The organism is Yoonia sp. F2084L, assembly GCF_023015625.1.
Classification (GTDB): domain Bacteria; phylum Pseudomonadota; class Alphaproteobacteria; order Rhodobacterales; family Rhodobacteraceae; genus Yoonia.
Map to the genome: position 1 here is coordinate 334,949 of NZ_JALKAH010000005.1, position 18,502 is coordinate 353,450.

16 protein-coding genes are annotated in these 18,502 nt (G+C 57.6%); 6 read left to right on the forward strand and 10 right to left on the reverse strand.

Annotated elements, in window-relative coordinates:
- Positions 1-48: 48 nt before the first annotated feature.
- The 5 genes from MWU60_RS15765 to MWU60_RS15785 all read right to left on the reverse strand — a co-directional run bounded on the left by MWU60_RS15765 (position 49) and on the right by MWU60_RS15785 (position 6,032).
- Positions 49-774, reverse strand: coding sequence for a DUF3035 domain-containing protein (locus MWU60_RS15765; RefSeq protein ID WP_247228336.1), 726 nt, complete (start codon positions 772-774; stop codon positions 49-51).
- Positions 775-827: 53 nt separating this feature from the next.
- Entirely contained in the window at positions 828-1,334 is a 507-nt protein-coding gene (locus MWU60_RS15770; protein ID WP_247228337.1) for a signal peptidase II, read from the reverse strand.
- Positions 1,335-1,344: 10 nt separating this feature from the next.
- Entirely contained in the window at positions 1,345-2,934 is a 1,590-nt protein-coding gene (gene purH, locus MWU60_RS15775; protein ID WP_247228338.1) for a bifunctional phosphoribosylaminoimidazolecarboxamide formyltransferase/IMP cyclohydrolase, read from the reverse strand.
- Positions 2,935-2,949: 15 nt separating this feature from the next.
- Positions 2,950-4,647, reverse strand: a complete 1,698-nt coding sequence (locus MWU60_RS15780; protein ID WP_247228339.1) for a heparinase II/III family protein — start codon at positions 4,645-4,647, stop codon at positions 2,950-2,952.
- 110 nt (positions 4,648-4,757) lie between these two features.
- Entirely contained in the window at positions 4,758-6,032 is a 1,275-nt protein-coding gene (locus MWU60_RS15785) for an RsmB/NOP family class I SAM-dependent RNA methyltransferase (RefSeq protein WP_247228340.1), read from the reverse strand.
- Between the two features lie 71 nt (positions 6,033-6,103).
- Here MWU60_RS15785 and MWU60_RS15790 point away from each other — a divergent pair, with 71 nt between their 5' ends.
- Together MWU60_RS15790 and MWU60_RS15795 are read left to right on the forward strand one after the other, a co-directional pair.
- The gene (locus MWU60_RS15790; RefSeq protein WP_247228341.1) at positions 6,104-6,280 is read left to right on the forward strand and encodes a DUF1674 domain-containing protein; all 177 of its coding nucleotides are present in this window, start codon (positions 6,104-6,106) and stop codon (positions 6,278-6,280) included.
- A gap of 67 nt (positions 6,281-6,347) precedes the next feature.
- The gene (locus MWU60_RS15795; RefSeq protein ID WP_247228342.1) at positions 6,348-7,460 is read left to right on the forward strand and encodes a polysaccharide biosynthesis/export family protein; all 1,113 of its coding nucleotides are present in this window, start codon (positions 6,348-6,350) and stop codon (positions 7,458-7,460) included.
- A 15-nt stretch (positions 7,461-7,475) separates the two neighbouring features.
- Here the strand turns inward: MWU60_RS15795 and MWU60_RS15800 are convergent, their stop codons facing one another.
- The 5 genes from MWU60_RS15800 to gmd all read right to left on the reverse strand — a co-directional run bounded on the left by MWU60_RS15800 (position 7,476) and on the right by gmd (position 14,666).
- Positions 7,476-9,707: a calcium-binding protein gene (locus tag MWU60_RS15800; RefSeq protein ID WP_247228343.1), complete on the reverse strand. Its 2,232-nt coding sequence runs from the start codon at positions 9,705-9,707 to the stop codon at positions 7,476-7,478.
- 358 nt (positions 9,708-10,065) lie between these two features.
- A complete protein-coding gene (gene galE, locus MWU60_RS15805; RefSeq protein WP_247228344.1) occupies positions 10,066-11,088 on the reverse strand; it encodes a UDP-glucose 4-epimerase GalE in 1,023 nt (340 codons plus the stop codon).
- Between the two features lie 63 nt (positions 11,089-11,151).
- Complete coding sequence (locus MWU60_RS15810; protein WP_247228345.1) at positions 11,152-12,576, reverse strand: mannose-1-phosphate guanylyltransferase/mannose-6-phosphate isomerase; 1,425 nt, start codon at positions 12,574-12,576, stop codon at positions 11,152-11,154.
- On the reverse strand, positions 12,573-13,541 hold the full coding sequence (locus tag MWU60_RS15815; RefSeq protein WP_247228346.1) for a GDP-L-fucose synthase: 969 nt from the start codon (positions 13,539-13,541) through the stop codon (positions 12,573-12,575). The genes MWU60_RS15810 and MWU60_RS15815 overlap by 4 nt, the downstream gene beginning before the upstream one ends.
- 3 nt (positions 13,542-13,544) lie before the next feature.
- Positions 13,545-14,666: a GDP-mannose 4,6-dehydratase gene (gene gmd / locus MWU60_RS15820; RefSeq protein ID WP_247228347.1), complete on the reverse strand. Its 1,122-nt coding sequence runs from the start codon at positions 14,664-14,666 to the stop codon at positions 13,545-13,547.
- Between the two features lie 155 nt (positions 14,667-14,821).
- Between gmd and MWU60_RS15825 the strand changes: the two genes are divergently transcribed.
- The 4 genes from MWU60_RS15825 to MWU60_RS15840 all read left to right on the forward strand — a co-directional run bounded on the left by MWU60_RS15825 (position 14,822) and on the right by MWU60_RS15840 (position 18,496).
- Positions 14,822-15,178, forward strand: coding sequence for a DUF2793 domain-containing protein (locus tag MWU60_RS15825; protein WP_247228348.1), 357 nt, complete (start codon positions 14,822-14,824; stop codon positions 15,176-15,178).
- Positions 15,179-15,502: 324 nt separating this feature from the next.
- On the forward strand, positions 15,503-16,063 hold the full coding sequence (locus tag MWU60_RS15830; RefSeq protein WP_247228599.1) for a F0F1 ATP synthase subunit delta: 561 nt from the start codon (positions 15,503-15,505) through the stop codon (positions 16,061-16,063).
- Entirely contained in the window at positions 16,064-17,599 is a 1,536-nt protein-coding gene (atpA, locus tag MWU60_RS15835; protein WP_247228349.1) for a F0F1 ATP synthase subunit alpha, read from the forward strand.
- Positions 17,600-17,623: 24 nt separating this feature from the next.
- On the forward strand, positions 17,624-18,496 hold the full coding sequence (locus MWU60_RS15840; RefSeq protein ID WP_247228350.1) for a F0F1 ATP synthase subunit gamma: 873 nt from the start codon (positions 17,624-17,626) through the stop codon (positions 18,494-18,496).
- Positions 18,497-18,502 lie beyond the last annotated feature (6 nt).

Here is an 18,502-nt window from a genome sequence, read left to right on the forward strand (position 1 = left end):
CCAGATAGGCGTTTGTTCAAGGTGCCATACGCGGATGTGAGGTGCGGTTTATTGGTCTTCATCCGTAATCGGCGTGCAAACCCGCCGCAGCTGATTGTCTGGCGGGACTGTCTTGAACACACAATTTTGTGGCACACCATCGGATCGCTCTACGGGATCCCAGACCCGTTCGATAAAATCATCAAGTGCGCGTTGCAAGAGCCGTGGTTGTTCATCTTCGGTCTCAGCTGCAGATTGCTCTGGCTCCACCTGTCGGCGCGGTTGCGGTTGCGCGCTGACAGGGTTGGGTACGGCAACGCCAAGGGCGCGCATTCGTTCCAGCTCTGCGGGCGCATTCAGCGCCTGACCTGCATAGGCAGGAAAATAGCGGTCGCGCCCAAGTGGATTGAACAGGTTTGAGCGACGCGCGCGTTCAAGAAGTGCTGCATCCTCGGCCGCCAAGGTGCTGCGAATGTTCGGATCAACGCCGTACCGTGCGCTATATGCTAAAAGGGCAGCGTCGCCCGTCGGTACGCTACCGGCCACTTGGGCTGCCGCTGATCCACCCAACGCGTTGATCGCATTCGCATTGGGTGTCGGATCAGTCCGATTTGCCCCACCCGGCGTAGGGGTCGGCAGAGTGCGCGTCTGTGGAATTTCAAGCGGTTCCAGTGGGATCACGGCAAATTCGTCCGGGCCGCCGCCTGCCGAGCGCAGATCGCGCAAGGGGCGGTCCGTGTTGCCACAAGCCGACACAAGGACCAATGCCAGAACAGAGAATGAAAGCGCGCGCATAAGAAATCCCTCGGGGTCGGTTCGCTTTTGTTTAGCTTATGGCATGGGCAAGGTCACGCCGCTTTCTTGCCGTCATCCGCAAGAAAGGCCAAACCGATAGCACCAACGAAAATGCAGATGTCCGCGACGTTGAAAGCGTAGGGATTATTGATCCCGCAGCATGACATATTGATAAAATCTGCAACGGCGCCATAAAAGAAGCGATCAATGACATTGCCCATTGCCCCGCCGATCAGCAGGCCGCCAGAGATATAGACCCACTTGGTCCCACCCGTGCGGTTCAGCCACCAGATCACAGCAGCGGTGATCGCAAACGCCACCCCAATCAGAACCCAGCGCATATCGTAGTCGGCAAAAAGCCCAAAGTTCACACCGCGGTTCCACGCCATGCGCAGCACAAGGAAAGGCGGATAAACCTCGACCGTTTGCGCGGATGGCAACTGGCCCGAGGGCACGGTGACCTGCGCCCATGTCATCCCAAAGACGTTGAACAGCACATGAAACTTGATCACTTGATCAAGCAGAAAAATCCAAAGTGCCGTCAAAAACATCAGCCGCATTGCAGGTCTCCTAGTGCCGGAAGTGGCGCATGCCGGTAAAGACCATGGCGATCCCGGCCTCATCAGCCGCGGCAATCACTTCGTCATCGCGCATGGAACCACCGGGTTGGATGACACAGGTTGCACCAGCGGCGGCGGCTTCCATGAGGCCGTCCGCAAAGGGGAAGAACGCGTCAGACGCCACGGCAGAGCCTTTGGTGAGTGGTTCGGGCAGGCCCATCGCCTCGGCCATGCGCTCTGCCTTTTTGGCGGCAATCAAAGCACTATCAAGGCGCGACATCTGGCCTGCGCCGACGCCGACGGTCGCTTTGTCTTTGACGTAGACGATCGCGTTGGATTTGACATGTTTGGCGACTTTCCATGCGAACAGCAGGTCTGACATTTGCGCGTCGGTCGGGGCAACTTTCGTCACAACCTTCAGGTCATCCATGCCAACAAAGCCAGTGTCCTTGTCCTGCACCAACATGCCCCCTGCCACTTGGCGATAGGTTGTGATTGGGGCTTTCACATCGGGCAGACCATCGGTCGTCAGCAAGCGCAGGTTCTTTTTCGCTGCAAAGACAGCCTTCGCCGCATCAGATGCGCCGGGGGCGATAACGACTTCGGTGAAGATTTCCACAATCGCCTTTGCTGTGTCTTCATCAAGCGGTTGGTTCAGCGCGACAATCCCACCAAACGCGCTTGTGCGGTCGCAGTCAAAAGCGTTTTGGTAGGCTTCAAGCAAAGTGCCACCCCGTGCCACGCCACAAGGGTTGGCGTGTTTGATGATCGCAACGGCGGGGCTGTCAGCAGGGTCGAATTCGGCGACCAGTTCAAAGGCTGCGTCTGTGTCGTTGATGTTGTTGTAAGACAGTTCTTTGCCTTGATGGACGACCGCCGTTGCAACGCCGGGGCGCCCAGTGCCATCGGTGTAGAACGCAGCCGACTGGTGACTGTTTTCGCCGTAGCGCATGGTCTGTTTGTAGGTTCCGGTAAAGGACCGGCGGCGCGGTGTGTCCGCATTAATCGCACCTGCCATCCAAGTGCTGACGGCGGTGTCATAAGCAGCCGTGCGCGCGTAAGCGGTTTGGGCAAGGCGTTGGCGCAGGGCCAAAGTGGTCTGACCATCGTTGGCATCAAGTTCAGCGAGCAAGGCGTCATAGTCTTCCACATCTGTCACGACATTCACGAACGCATGGTTCTTCGCCGCAGAGCGGATCATCGCAGGGCCGCCAATGTCGATGTTCTCTATGCAGGTGTCGAAATCCGCGCCCTTGGCGACGGTCTCTTCAAACGGGTAAAGGTTCACCACCAACAGGTCGATAGGGCCGATGTTATGCTCGACCATCGCATCTCGGTGCCCTTCCAGATCGCGACGCGCCAGCAGGCCACCGTGCACGACGGGGTGCAGCGTTTTCACACGTCCATCCATCATCTCGGGGAAGCCTGTGACATCCGCGACATCACGCACCTCAAGCCCGGCTTCGCGGAGTGCTTTGGCCGATCCTCCGGTGGACAACAACTCAACGCCCCGTGCGGCAAGCGCCTTGCCAAGGTCAATCAACCCGGTTTTGTCAGATACAGAAAGCAGCGCGCGGCGCAGTGGTGCAAGGTCAGTCATCAAGGGTCCCCAAGGCTAGTCAATCGTGTCCGTTGGGTCGGCCTGTGCCAGATCGCGCACGGCGGTGGGCGTGTCGTGCGATTTGGCCAGAGACCAGCGGACACGCGTCGCATAGGCCATTGCGCGCCCGGATAAAACCACCTGTTGTGCTGCAATCGGCTTTAACTGTCCGTTTTGCAGATAAACTGATGCGGTCAGGCTCAGGTTGGCCGCGCTGTCATGCTGAAACAACCAGACCTCGCCGGATTTCAGGGTCAGTACGACCGACTTCGCATCGGCGGCAAGGCTGGCCGCGACATCCGGGTGCAGGTGGAAGCGGATGACGTAGGGGATGCCGGCGATGGCCAATGCCTGATCGCAGATCGTTTCATCGTCAGGGGTCAGCGTCGTCAAAAGGTCCTCACCCTCCAAAGTGCGCCCATCGATTGACAGCAGCAGAATGCGCGCATGTGTCAAACCGTGCGAGGGTTGATAACCGTTCTGCGACAACTCCAACGCGCGCCCCGTACTGGTCGCGGTCATGTTGCATTGCACCCGCGTTGGCACTTCGGTCAGCAGGTCCGGGCCGCCGATGATCCTTTTGGTCCGCGCCAGATGAGAGGAAGACACCCCTTCAATCATCATCGTCGAATGGCTTGGTGTGGCGCGGCTGGCGCGTCGCCAGTCTTCGCCGAACCGCGCGCCAGAACCGCAATTCACGATGATTGGCCTGCGTCCAGAGGTCAGTTCAAGTCCCAGCGTGCTGGCGTGGGCATCGGCCGAATGATGACCGGTTGGGGGTGCCGCCGCATCGACAATTAGCGTTGACCTGCCTGCGACCAGACGAGCAAAGCCCATATGGGTGACAGTTCCCGGCATGTCCTTGACCCCGGATGCCGCCAATGCGGCGTCCAATCGCCCGTCAAGGCCACGCCCGCCGCCATGAAAGCGCGCCAGCCCGCCGTCGGCATGGCGCAGCGCCCTTAAGGTCGGAACAATACGCTTGATCGCGCTTTCAAGTGCGGGAGGGGTCGCATGACCAGCGTCAGCAAGAGATTTCACCGTCCAATTCAGAAGGCTTAGAATCTCCAAAAGCTCTTGTGGATTGCGAGTCGCAATTGCGCCGCTTTGGTCAATCTGGGTCTCACAATCCTGCTCTAGCGCTGTGACGGCTGTGGGGACATGATGCGCCATGTCTTTAAGCGACAGGCCCGCGTAAATGATGCCAGCCAATGCTTCAAACCGGCGCAGACCCGGTGCCGTGATAGGCCAACGCCGGGACAAAAACAGCGTTTGACGGGCAAGGCTTTGGTGAAAATAATAGGCCGTGCTCCGATCCTGTCCGCGCAGCAGAAACATACCATGGTTGATCCAGCGGATCAGGCGGCGCCCGGTGACCCCCGGTGTCCAGCCTGCGTGGCTGCCGTTGCCGTAGCGATCAATCCACTCAAACACCCAGGTTTGCGCGCAGTTGCGGGCCTTTTCGTCACCAAGGGCCGCCAGATCATCCAACCATCCGCAGCCATGCACTTCGTCGGCGACTTTGGGATGTTTCTCGGCAATATCCCAGATTGAATAATTGCGCCCTTCAACCAGCAGACCTGAAAACAGGAAAGCGCCGGTGGTCAGCTGCTGCCCCCTTTCCACAACGCCAATCGTGCGTGGTTCAGGGGCGGACACAAAGGCGGTCGCCACCTTTGCACGCCCCGCCCGACGAGCGTGAACCCGGTGCATGAAACGCAAGCGGCGGTGTTGCCATGTGTTTGCTTGGGACAAATCCTGCGGCCTCGGTTTGCACGCCTTTTGGTGCTTTCAGCGGACCATAGGAAAAGGTTGCCCTTAAGTCACGCAGGCTTTCGCAGGACCGCCATGTAGAACCCATCCATGCCGCCAAAATCCGCCCAATAGTCGGGACGCAGGCGCAACCCGCCCTCAGGCGTGATCCATGCGGGGTCGATCCCGGCGATGTTCAGGGCTTCTGCGTCGATGGTCAGGCCAGGGTGCCGCGCAAGCGCCTCTTCGGCCTGCACCTCGCCTTCGTCGGGCAAGAGAGAGCATGTGCAAAAGACCAGCCGCCCGCCGGGTTTGAGCAAGGTCAGTGCGTGATCAATCATCGCCTCTTGCTGGTCGATCAATGCGCCAAATTCTGACCCGTCTTTGGCGTAGGGCAGGTCAGGGTGTCGCCGGATTGTGCCAGTGGCCGAACACGGTGCGTCCAGCAGGACGGCCTCGAAACCGCCTTCCTCAAACGCGAAGGCGTCACTGACTACGCAGGTCGCTTTCAGCCCAACGCGCGTCAGGTTTTCGCCGACCCGTTCCATGCGCTTGTCCGAGATATCGACGGCGGTCACCTCTGCACCTAGGGCCGCCAACTGCATGGCTTTGCCACCCGGAGCCGCGCAAAGATCAAGTACTTTCAGGCCTTTCACATCACCCAACAGCTTCACCGGGAGTGCAGCCGCAGCGTCTTGTACCCACCAATCCCCTTGCGTATAGCCGGGCAAGGCGGAGACTTGGCCCGCGATCGCTAACCGCACTGAGCCGGTGGGCAGAACTTGCCCGCCAAGTGTTTCTGCAATCACAGCGGCATCACCCTTCACAGACAAATCCAGAGGCGCGCCTGCGAAATGCGCAGCTTCCATGTCCGCCACCGCGTCGCGTCCCCACGCTGCGACTAAAGGCTGCCGCAACCATCCCGGCGTCAGCGGTATGGCGCGTTTTACCCAACCCTCGGGACCCTCAGCCGCGATCTTGCGGAGTACGGCGTTGGTCAGACCTTTCATGGATTGCGTGCGCTTGTTGCGGGCGACGATTTCAACATAAGCGTTGACCACGCCATGTGCTGCCTCACCGCTGCACAACTCGATCACGCCCAAGCGCAGCGCGTTCATCACGTGATCAGGCGGGGTCTTTTTCAGATAAGGTTTCAACATCCGATCAGCCCGATCCAGCCCACGCAAGGCCGCAGTCGCAAGGCGCTGGGCGCGCGCGCGGTCATCGTTTTCAAGCCGGGCCAACGCGCCACCGGCAATCAGTTCTGCCATCAAACGACCTTCGCCGGTGATCTGCATCAGCAGATGATGGGCGGTGCGGCGGGCAGGCAGACCTGTTTGGTTCATGGATGTCTCACTTGAAGCGCTGTGGGGGCGGCGTATATCAATCATATGATGCCGACAAGGAGATGCCACCCGTGACCGATCAGCCCAAAGAGCTGCCGCCTGCCGCCCAACGCGCATTGGCCGAGGCCGAAGAACGCCGCAAGGCGGCTAACGGCAAGGACTTGCCGATCGAGTTAGGTGGCCGGGATGGACCAGAGCCTGTGCGCTATGGCGATTGGGAGAAAAAGGGCCTTGCTATCGACTTTTGAGCGGTGCGTGCTGTTGCCTTGTGATTTCGCAGTGTAGGTTGTCAGGGCTGCTCGAAAGGAATCACGTTTGCTCGTTCAAAGATTTGCTGCCGCTGTCGCGTGTTTTGCGCTTGCCAGTTGTGGATTGCCACGCGGTGCTGGATTTCAGTCCGAGGTATTGGCTGCGTCCAATGCAAATACCGCCGAAGAGGGCGAAGCACCCGTTTATGACTTTGCCGTCTATGAGGTGAACCGCGACACATTGCCGGTTTTGCAGGGCTGGCCGGTGACGGGCGAAGAAACGCAGCCGTGGCTTGTTGCGCGCGAACAGCCAGCGTCACTGCAGATCGCGACGGGCGATATTGTACAGCTGACAATCTGGGACGCTGAAGAGAATTCCATCTTTGGGGCCACGGGCGTCACACCTTTGCAACCTACCTCGGTAAGTTCGGATGGTCGCATCTTTGTGCCCTATATTGGCGAGCTGCGCATTGCGGGCATGTCGCCTGCAACAGCGCGTGCCCGGATCGAGGAAGAGCTTGTGCGCACCGTGCCTTCGGCCCAAGTGCAGTTGGCGGTCGAACCGGGGCGGTCAAACACCGCGAATGTTGCTTCTGGTATCGCGGCACCCGGCCTTTACCCATTACCGGATCGCAATTTTAAGATCCTTGACCTGTTCTCGCAGGCAGGTGGGCCAAGCCCGGAACTGAATTCGCCGCAGGTACGTTTGGTACGGGATGGCAAAACCTTCGGTGTGCCGTTTGAGCGGCTTTTGAAGGAACCTCGTCTCAATATCGCCATGCGTGGCGGTGACCGGATCTATGTTGAAGATGACCAGCGCAAGTTCATCGCTCTTGGTGCTACGGGCACACAGGCGATCAGTGCCTTCCCTGAGATTGAGTTTTCCGCGCTTGAAGCTTTATCCTTTATCGGTGGTGTTAACGCAGGCACCGCAAACCCAGAGGGTATCCTGATCCTGCGTGAATATCCGGCCAGTGCTGTTGCCGACGGGATCGCTGGCCCCCCGAAAGAGCGGGTCATATTCACGATTGACCTGACCTCAGCCGATGGATTGTTCTCAGCCGGTAACTTCATGCTGGAAGGCGATGACCTGATCTATGGCACTGAAAGCGCGCTTGGTCCGGCTTTGACCTTGTTCAATCTTGGCAATTCCTTGGTGGCGACTGCCAACGCGAACTAGGGTCCGGACCCTAGATCAGAACAGGGTAATGTCATCCGCCAAAGTCGCAGGATCGGTGATGCCTTCGATTTGCAGGATGTTCCCGTCGCCAAAGTCAATCGTCGCGCGGTCGCCTTCAAAGCTGCCGTAGACGCGCAGAACATCCGCGGCTGACGTCAGGCCGGTCCACAGGCTGGGATCAAGTGTGATCTGGTCGAGGCCCTGTTCGAAGTCGCCAATCACGTCGGTGCCGCTGTTGAAGATGAACGTATCTGCGCCCCCGCGCCCAAACAGAACATCGTCACCGGCACCGCCATCAAGCTGATCAGCGCCCGTGCCACCGTCAAGCATATCCTGCCCGTTGCCACCGGTTAGCGTGTCCGCACCACTGCCGCCCAAAAGCGTGTCGGCCCCATCACCGCCGACCAGTGTATCATCGCCCGCACGGCCAAGGATTGTGTCGTCGCCACCAAGCCCTTGCACGATGTCATCACCGCCGCCTGCAAATATCAGATCAAAACCGTCGCTGCCGATCAGGATTTCAGCGCTATCCTGCCCATCAATGAGCACCCCCGCAAGGATACCTCCGTCGGGGTCGTTCATTGCGCCCCGCAGTTGGTCAAGGTTTCCTGCTTTGATCATCTGAATGGGGGTCAGCATGCTGTTGGGACCACCTTGATCGGCTGGCGGCTCTGTCGGGGGTTCCCCCAAAGGCGGTGTCGGTGTTTGCGGGCCGGGAAAGCCGGGCGTGATGCCCGCAGGCAGGCGCGATGCGCCGATCAGGTCGTCTGTTGAAAGGAAGCGGTAGTCTATGGGGTTGCCGTCTGCGCTTTGCACATTCAACACCTCTTGCCCGTAGGTGATGCGCATTCCATTGTCTTGGATAGTGATGAAAAGCTGGCTGATGTCGCGCAGCAAGGGCCAAAGCGACAGGTCGATCTTGTCCTCGCCGACAGTGAAATCGGTGATCGTGTCGGTCTCGCCATCGGCGGACATAATAAACAGATCTGCCCCGGTACCGCCTGACAAAAAGTCGCTGCCCAATCCATCGCGCAGAATGTCGTTGCCAGCGCTGGCAATGATAATGTCGTCGCCGTCATGACCTTGCAAAACGTCACCGCCTATTGTCCCGTTCAGCACGCCACCCTGCGATGTTGCGGTCTGTGTGATCCCGGCGGGTCCGGTCTCAAGCCGCAGTTGCGTGACACCCGGTTCGCTGCTGCTGGCGGCAAAGATGTCGATCCCGCCGGCCCGCTGCCATCCGGCAAGCGCGCTGATGTTATCAAGGCTGAAATCAACTGTGTCTTCGATGGATGCACGATGGACAAGCAACCCACCCTCCAGCAGCACAAAGACCGAGATACCGTCATCTGCGCCGCCCGCGATGACATAGGTTTTGCCGTCCGCCTCGATGATCTCAAGCGATGTGACACCGCCAAACCGTGTGTCGCGACTATCAAGGATGTGATCGCGCACGATCATGCTGCCGTCAGGCGCGATCTCAATCACGCTGAGGCTGTCTGTCCCGGCGGATGCCAGAACCGCATAAGTGCTGTCGCCAATGGTTGCGAGCTCAAGCGCTGTTGGCGCGCTGATCCAAAGGCCGTCATCGGCGCTGACGCTCTGGGCGGCGATGATATTGCCTGCCGCGTCAATGGCGTGGGTCGTGACACCATTATGTTGCCCGCTGGCGGTGACAAGAAAGCTTTGGCCATCAATCGTGATCGCAGCGGTGGCCGCGATGCGTGTGGTGGTTTCTGGCTGGATACCTTGCAGAACGGCCTGATCCGCCAACAGCCCATTTTCATCAAAACGCAATTGCGCTAATCCGGATTGCCCGGCAAGCGCGCCAAAGACGGCCTGCCCGCCGTCCGCCAGCGTCACTGCCGTGCCATGTTGAAACCCGTCAAAGGCAGCAGACAGCGGCATCAGTGGCGTGGCCGTTCCGAAACCGCCCATGGGATCAAGCGCGATCGTTTGCAGGTCGCCACCGGCGCCGCCGCCGACCAAAAGGCCCGGCGCCCCTTCAAGTGTTACCAGCGTGATCCCACCGACCCCACCCGCGATCACATCGCCGGAAAAGCTTTGGTCTGACCCAATTGCCAAGGACCCATCGGCGATGGTCCATTGGCGCAAGACACCGTCATAGCGGGTGGTGCTGTAAAGATGTGCGGCGCCATCCACCTCAACGATCGCAAGATCGGTGATGCGCGAATGACCCACGTCACCGGGATCGGTGACATAGCCCGCAAAAGACAAGGTAGACATGCTGGAACCCCCCGGAACCGTGTGTCGACAAATTATCTTTTGTGGATGCTTTGCAGGGCTGGTCTGGCGATGACGCAAATGCGGCACAAGAATGAAGCTTGGTCGCGAATTTCTTCAAAAAATGAGCGTGTTTGGTAGAGAATTTCGTCAAAAACAGATGGTGTTTAAGGTTTCCGCAGCATCAACCTTACGAACAAGGCCGGACGTTCGGTGAAATTATCCAACGTTTTTTCGTCATTGTGACAAAACGCACAGAGCTTGGGTGACTTGTCCGTTAATCCGGTTGCCGGGGAAGTACTAGTAGTGACGGTTAACGATTTTCTTCATTGTGCCTTGTGCCTTCAGGTGCAAGGCACTTTTACTTCTGCCCTTCGCCATATCCGTCAGGGTTAGCCGACTGCCAGGCCCATGTGCTTGCCGTCATGTCATCCAGATTATGCGTCGCCTTCCATCCAAGCTCTGCATTTGCGCGGCTTGCGTCGGCCTGCATCGCGGCAATGTCACCGGCGCGGCGGGCCACCTGTTTGGTTGCAATTGTTTTACCGCAGGCACGCTCAAACGCGGCGACCATATCGCGCACGCTGTAGCTTTGCCCGGTGCCGATATTGAAATGCCGTGCGCCCGTTGCCTGCTCGGCATATCTGATTGCTGCAACATGCGCGCGCGCCAGATCGACGACATGAATATAGTCCCGCAGGCCAGTACCATCCGGCGTGTCATAGTCATCGCCAAAGATTTGCAGCGCATCGCGTTTGCCGACCGCCACTTGTGCGATAAAGGGCATCAGGTTATTTGGGATGTCCTTGGGGTCTTCACCGATCTGCGCGGAGGGGTGCGCACCGACCGGATTGAAATAGCGTAGCAACACAGCGGTGCGGTCGGGATGGGCCGCGATCCAATCGGTCAGAATGTGTTCGGCCATCAGTTTGGACCGGCCATAAACCGATGTTGGGTTGGTCGGGTGCGCTTCATCATACGGCAGATATACAGGCTCTCCGTAGACTGTCGCAGAGGACGAAAAGATCAGCCGCTTGCAGCCAGCCCGTTCCATCGCATGCAATAGGGTCAGCGTGCCACCAACGTTCACGTCATAATAGTAAAGCGGCTTTTCGGTGCTTTCGCCTACGGCTTTGAGCCCCGCAAAATGGATCACCGCCTCTGGTTGAAAGTCCTGCATGACTTCATCCAGTTTGTTGGCATCACGCACATCGCCCACATAGTCATGGACGATCCCGTTCGAGAGGGCGCGCACCCGGGTCAGAACCTCGGGCGTTGCATTGCTGTAGTTGTCGAGCACGCAAACCTCGTGCCCCTGCGCCATCAGTTCCAGCAATGTGTGGCTGCCGATGTATCCCGCGCCGCCCGTGACCAATACGCGCATGGCGTCCTCCAAATCGTGTTGCAGAGGTTCTAGGCAGTCAGGCAGGTAGGATCAACTGCCCACTCAGGCGCGCATATAGATGTCTTCGTGGCGGACAATATCGTCTTCACCCAGATAGGCCCCGGTTTGTACCTCAATCAGGACCATCGGCAGTTTGCCGGGGTTTTCCAGCCGATGTCGGGTGCCAAGCGGAATGTAGATAGACTGGTTTTCCGTCACCAGATCGACGTTGTTGCCGACCGTCACATTGGCGGTGCCCTGCACGACGATCCAGTGTTCAGACCGATGGTGATGCGATTGCAACGAAAGCGACGCGCCGGGGTTTACAACGATGCGTTTGACCTGAAACCGATCACCGAGGGCGAGACTTTCAAACCAGCCCCAAGGGCGGTGATCCTTGGGAAAGACCTCAGCTTGTGCAACCCCTTTGTCTTTCAGCGCCTGCACCGCGATTTTGACGTCTTGCGCGCGATCTTTGTGGCTGATCAAAACCGCGTCGGGCATCGCGATGGCGACGATATCTTCCAGCCCGATACCCACAATGCTTTGCCCCTCGACCTCGGATCGCAGCAGTACGTCTTTGCAATCAATCGCTGTGGCATCACCAGCGATGGCAACACCATCTGTCTGCGTTTCACGCCAGACAGCGGCCCAATCGCCCAGGTCAGACCACGCGCCGTTGTATGGCACGACGCTGAGGTTATCGGCCTTTTCCATAATGGCATAGTCGATTGAAGTCGCGTCTGTTTCGCCCCAAGGGCTGGGTGCAAGGCGCAGGAACGACAGATCGGTCACGCCGTTATCAAGCGCCGCTTTGGCATGGGTGTATGTATCGGCGGCATGATCGCGGTAGGCTGCGATAATCGCCTTTGCCGTGAACAGAAATATCCCGGCGTTCCATAGATAGTTGCCCGCGCGCAGCATGTATTCCGCCCGCGCAACGCCGGGTTTTTCGACAAAGCTTTTCAGTACGAGAGGCTGGGCATCTGTTGGGCAAGCTTCGGCCAGCTCCAGATAACCATAGCCTGTTTCGGCATGATCCGGCGCAATCCCAAAGGTCACCAGTTGTCCAGCAAGCGCGGCTGGAATAGCCGCGTCAATGCTTGCGCGAAAAGCGGCTTCATCCGGGATCAAATGGTCAGAGGGGGCGACCAGCAGCAGTGCGTCAGGATCACTTTCGGCCACTTGCAAAGCAGCGGCGATCACGGCGGGTGCAGTATCGCGGCCTACAGGTTCGATCAGGATCGTGTCGGGTTCGATCCCGGCATCCTGAAGTTGTTGTAGAACAATAAAGCGGAATGGGTCGCCGGTGACGATAACAGGCGCAGTGAAGGCGTCCGTCCCCAGCCGTTTGGCGCAGGTTTGAAACAGGCTGTCGGCCCCGATGAAAGACGAAAACTGCTTGGGGTAGCTTTTGCGCGAGAGCGGCCAAAGCCGCGTGCCGGACCCACCGCAAAGGATGACAGGTGTGATTTGTGGTGTTGTCATGATGCGCGCAGGGTTTCGCCTGCCTCCTTTGCAGCGCAGTACCAGTCATAGGTTTGCGCCAGCCCGTCGCGTAGAGAAATCTGCGGTTGCCAGCCAAGCCCTTGCATAACGGCGGTGTCCAGCAGTTTACGTGGGGTGCCGTCTGGTTTGGATGGGTCGGTGAGTGTTTGACCGCGAAACCCCGTAAGCTGCGCGATAAGCTGCGCCAGTTCGCTGATCGGAATATCTTTGCCGGTCCCGACGTTCAGATGACTTTGCATTGGTGTCGTCGCAGCCGCATAGCGGGAAGGGTCCAGCCCCATGACAAACATCACCGCATCCGCCAGATCATCTACATGCAAAAACTCGCGGCGCGGTGTGCCCGTCCCCCAAAGCGTGACGGTGCGCTGACCGGTGCGCGCAGCTTCGTCGTAGCGTTGCAGCAAGCTGGGTAGCACATGGGCGTGTTCGGGGTGAAAGTTGTCGCCTGGTCCGTAAAGGTTCGTTGGCATGAGCGACCGATAGTCCCGCCCGTGTTGTCTGTTGTAGCTTTCGCAAAGTTTGATCGCGGCAATCTTGGCGATGGCATAAGGCTCGTTTGTGGGTTCCAGCGGCCCGGTTAGCAGGGCGCTTTCCGGGATTGGTTGGGGTGCGTTGCGGGGATAAATGCAGGATGATCCAAGTTGGATTAGACGCCGCACGCCCACTGCGTGGGCCTGATGTATCAGATTGCTCGCGATCATCAGGTTGTCATGGATGAAGTTGGCGGGTTGCGCATTATTGGCGATGATCCCACCGACTTTTGCGGCAGCGATGATTACCATTTCGGGTGCTTTGGCCCGCATGAAGCCCCGAACTGCCCGCTGATCTGTCAGATCCAACGCGCTGCGCGGTGCGGTGATCACATCATGCCGCCCCTCTGCGATCAGGCTGCGCAGGATTGCGCCGCCGACCATGCCTGTGTGTCCTGCCAGATAAATCCGCATCTTCTACGCCTCGACCGCGATTGGCATTTCCATGCCGTGTTCTTTGAGCAGGGCATGGCGCTGGGCGATCTTAAGGTCTTCGGCGACCATTTCCGCACACATCGCCTGCGGGGTGATCGTCGGGGTCCACCCGAGGTCTTTCTTTGCTTTGGATGGGTCACCCAGTAGCGTTTCAACCTCCGCAGGGCGGAAATAGCGTGGGTCAACGCGCATCACGACATCACCACAACGCACATTTGGCGCGCGGTTGCTGTTTACAGCGGCGACAGTTGCAATCTCTTGCACGCCGTTGCCTGAGAATTCCAAGGTCATGCCCAATTCGGCCGCTGTCCAATTGACGAAATCGCGGACCGAATGCTGGACGCCTGTCGCGATCACGTAATCCTCGGGCCGGTCCTGTTGCAGCATCAGCCACTGCATCTGGACATAGTCCTTGGCGTGTCCCCAATCGCGCAAGGCAGCAGTATTGCCTAAGTAGAGGCAATCTTGCAGCCCCAAGGCAATGTTCGACAATCCACGGGTGATCTTGCGGGTCACAAACGTCTCACCCCGGCGGGGGCTTTCGTGGTTAAACAGGATGCCGTTGCAGGCATACATGCCATAGGCTTCGCGGTAGTTTACGCAGGTCCAATAGGCATAAAGCTTGGCCACGGCATAAGGGCTGCGCGGGTGGAAGGGCGTGGTTTCGGTTTGCGGGGTCTGGCGAACCTGACCGTAGAGTTCCGAAGTAGAGGCCTGATAGAAACGCGTCTTGGTCTCTAGCTTGAGAAACCGGATGGCTTCCAACAGCCGCAAGGTCCCCAGCGCATCGACATCAGCGGTATATTCAGGCGCATCGAAACTGACAGCAACATGGCTTTGTGCGCCAAGGTTATAGACCTCATCGGGCTGCACCTGCGCGATAATGCGTGTCAGGTTCGACGCATCGGACAGATCACCGTAGTGCAGGATAAACCTTGCATTGTCGGTCTGAGGGTCCTGATAAATGTGATCGACACGTTCAGTATTGAGCGAGGATGACCGGCGTTTGATGCCGTGTACCTCATACCCTTTGTCGAGCAAGAGTTCTGCAAGGTAGGATCCGTCTTGTCCGGTCACACCGGTGATTAGCGCACGTTTGGTCATTGGTTTTAAGGCGACTCATAAAGCTTCCGTTAACTATTCATGGGTCGCAACATCTTAAGGTTGTCTTAACTTACAGACGGTGGTGTAAGATTTTATTGACACTGGTCCCGGGATACTGCGCGCGAGTTCACCCCTAGCGGAAGGCGCGTAACACCATGCCAGATCAAACCCCGAACCTGTCTTTGCCATTTATCATGCCGGCACAGGCGCAAAAACATGTCACCCATAATGAGGCAATTGAGCTGCTGGATATGATTGTCCAGCTTACGCTTGAAAGCATCGCGGCAAACGTGCCGCCCGGCGCGCCTATGGAAGGACAGGCTTGGGCGCTGGGCACATCACCGTCGGGCGATTGGTCCGGGCAGGGTGGTCAGATCGCAACATGGCGCGGTGGGGGGTGGCTTTTTGTCGCCCTGCGTGAAGGATGGATGGCCTGGGTGAAGGATGCTGCTGCGCTGCAAGTCTTTACCGGCGGGGCCTGGGCGACGCTGGTTGCACTAAATCCAGACTAACGATTCTCGGCGGTATGGCCGCAGGGTATCAAGAAAGAGCGCGCAACCTTGGTAAGGTTGCGCGCTCTTTTGTGTTTGACGGCGAAAATACGAAAACAGGTGGTCTTTTCGTGCGAAATCACTGTTCGTTCCAAACCATCGTGCCATATGCAAGGAAACGTAGTGGATTCTTGTCTCAGGGTGCTTGCGACACCCCAAGGGCTCTGCTACATCGCGCAAGATTTTGCCGCTCTCGCATTCGTGGGGGCCAAAGAAGTTGCCCTCCTGCTGTCCGGTCACTCCCGGGACCTGTGGGACCGGGCCCAAGATATCGGAAGGCTCCACGTGTCCGAAACTGCTGGTATTTCGACAGGCATCGCCACGCGCTATGCAACGGCTGTGTTCGACCTCGCCAAAGAAGGCAAGGCGATCAAAGCGCTCGAATCAGATGTTGCCGCCCTAGAGGCCGCAATGGGCGAAAGCGCCGATCTGCGTACTTTGCTGACTTCACCGCTTTATAGCCGCGAAGAACAGTCTGGCGCAGTCGCGGCTGTCGCCAAGAAAATGAAACTCTCTGACACCACAAGCAATGTGCTGGCGCTGCTCGCAAGCAAGCGCCGTTTGTTTGTGTTGCCACAGCTTATCGCTGTGCTTCAGGACATGTTGTCCGAAGAGCGTGGCGAAGTGACCGCCGAAGTCACAACCGCCAAGGCGCTGACCAAGGCGCAGGCGGACAAGCTGGCGAAAACACTCAAGGCCCAAGTGGGCAAATCTGTCACCATCAAAGAAACCGTCGATGAAAGCATCATCGGCGGTCTTATTGTCAAAGTGGGCTCCAAGATGATCGACACGTCGATCGCCTCCAAGCTCAACGCACTCCAGAACACAATGAAAGAGGTCGGATAAATGGCGATCCAAGCGTCTGAAATTTCTGCGATCCTGAAGGACCAGATCAAAAACTTCGGTCAAGAAGCCGAAGTGGCCGAAGTTGGCCGCGTATTGAGCGTAGGCGATGGTATTGCCCGTGTTTACGGTCTTGATAACGTCCAAGCCGGTGAGATGGTTGAATTCCCCGGTGGTATCCGCGGAATGGCCCTGAACCTTGAAAGCGACAACGTTGGTGTTGTTATCTTCGGTTCCGACCGCGACATCAAAGAAGGCGACACCGTCAAGCGCACAAAATCCATCGTGGACGTGCCTGTTGGTGACGAACTGCTTGGTCGCGTTGTTGATGGTCTGGGTAACCCGCTGGACGGCAAAGGCCCGATCAAAACAAAGAACCGCGCGATTGCCGATTCCAAAGCACCGGGCATTATTCCACGTAAATCGGTACACGAGCCGATGGCGACTGGTCTGAAATCCGTTGATGCGATGATCCCAATTGGCCGTGGCCAGCGCGAGCTGATCATTGGTGACCGTCAGACAGGTAAAACTGCTGTGGCGCTTGATACGATCCTGAACCAGAAGTCTTACAACGACAAAGCCGAAACAGAGTATGACAAGCTGTACTGTGTTTACGTGGCGATCGGTCAAAAGCGTTCAACTGTTGCGCAGTTGGTGAAGAAGCTCGAAGAGTCGGGTGCTATTGAGTATTCCATCGTTGTTGCGGCGACAGCCTCTGACCCAGCACCGATGCAGTTCCTTGCACCCTATGCTGCCACAACAATGGCCGAGCACTTCCGCGACAATGGCCGCCACGCACTGATCATCTATGATGATCTGTCCAAGCAAGCCGTATCTTACCGCCAGATGTCCTTGCTTCTGCGTCGCCCACCAGGGCGTGAAGCTTACCCTGGTGACGTTTTCTATCTTCACTCCCGCCTGCTTGAACGTTCATCAAAGCTGAATGAAGATAACGGATCCGGGTCATTGACCGCGCTGCCGATCATTGAAACCCAAGGTGGTGACGTGTCTGCGTTTATTCCAACAAACGTGATTTCGATCACGGATGGTCAGATCTTCCTGGAAACAGAATTGTTTTACCAAGGTATCCGCCCTGCGGTGAACACAGGTCTGTCTGTTTCGCGTGTTGGGTCATCTGCTCAGACGAACTCAATGAAATCTGTTGCTGGTCCTGTTAAGCTTGAGCTTGCGCAGTATCGCGAAATGGCTGCTTTTGCGCAGTTTGGTTCTGACCTTGATGCCGCCACACAGCAGCTGCTGAACCGTGGTGCCCGCCTTACAGAATTGATGAAGCAGCCGCAGTACTCGCCACTGACCAATGCTGAAATCGTCTGCGTGATCTATGCAGGTACAAAGGGCTATCTCGATAAACTGGCCGTTACTGATGTGGCACGGTTTGAGGCTGGTTTGTTGAAGCATTTGCGCACGAACGCGTCTGACGTGTTGGACATGATCACCAAGGAAGATCCAAAGATCAAAGGTGATGCAGAGGCCAAGATTAAAGCCGCTTTGGACGCTTACGCTGCTGATTTCGCTTAATTCTTAAGGTAAGGAGACGAACACGTGCCTAATCTTAAGGACCTGAAAAACCGGATCGCGTCGGTCAAATCGACCCGCAAGATCACGAAGGCCATGCAGATGGTCGCGGCTGCAAAACTGCGCCGCGCCCAGGACGCAGCTGAATCTTCGCGTCCCTACACAGAGCGTTTCAACGCTGTGATGGCGGGTCTCGCGGCGGGTTCAGCAGGCTCAGAAGCGGCACCAAAACTGCTGTCCGGCACGGGCAGCGATCAGGTGCAACTGCTGATCGTGATGACCGCAGAGCGTGGTTTGTGTGGTGGCTTTAACGGCAACATCGCAAAGCTTGCGAAAGCGCATGCCGCCAAGCTGTTGGCTGAAGGCAAGACCGTCAAGGTTTTGACCGTTGGCAAAAAAGGCCGCGATGCGATCAAACGCGATCTGGGTGACCACTTTGTCGGCCATGTTGACCTATCGGCGGTAAAGCGTCTGGGTTACGCAGATGCACAAGGGATCGCCAAGGATGTGCTTGCGCGCTTTGACGGTGAGGAATTTGACGTCGCGACGATCTTTTTCGCGCGGTTTGAGAATGTTGTGACACAGCATCCGACTGCTCAGCAGATCATCCCGGCCAAATTTGAAACCACTGAGGATGCAGAAGCAACTTTGTACGATTACGAGCCAAGCGAAGAAGAAATCCTTGCGGATTTGCTGCCACGTGGCGTGGCCACCGCAATCTTCTCAGCCCTGCTTGAAAACGCAGCGTCCGAGCAAGGCGCGCGGATGTCCGCAATGGACAACGCGACACGCAACGCCGGCGAAATGATCGACAAGCTGACCATCCAATACAACCGCTCGCGACAGGCCGTCATTACCAACGAGCTGATTGAAATTATTTCGGGCGCGGAAGCGCTCTAGAACTGA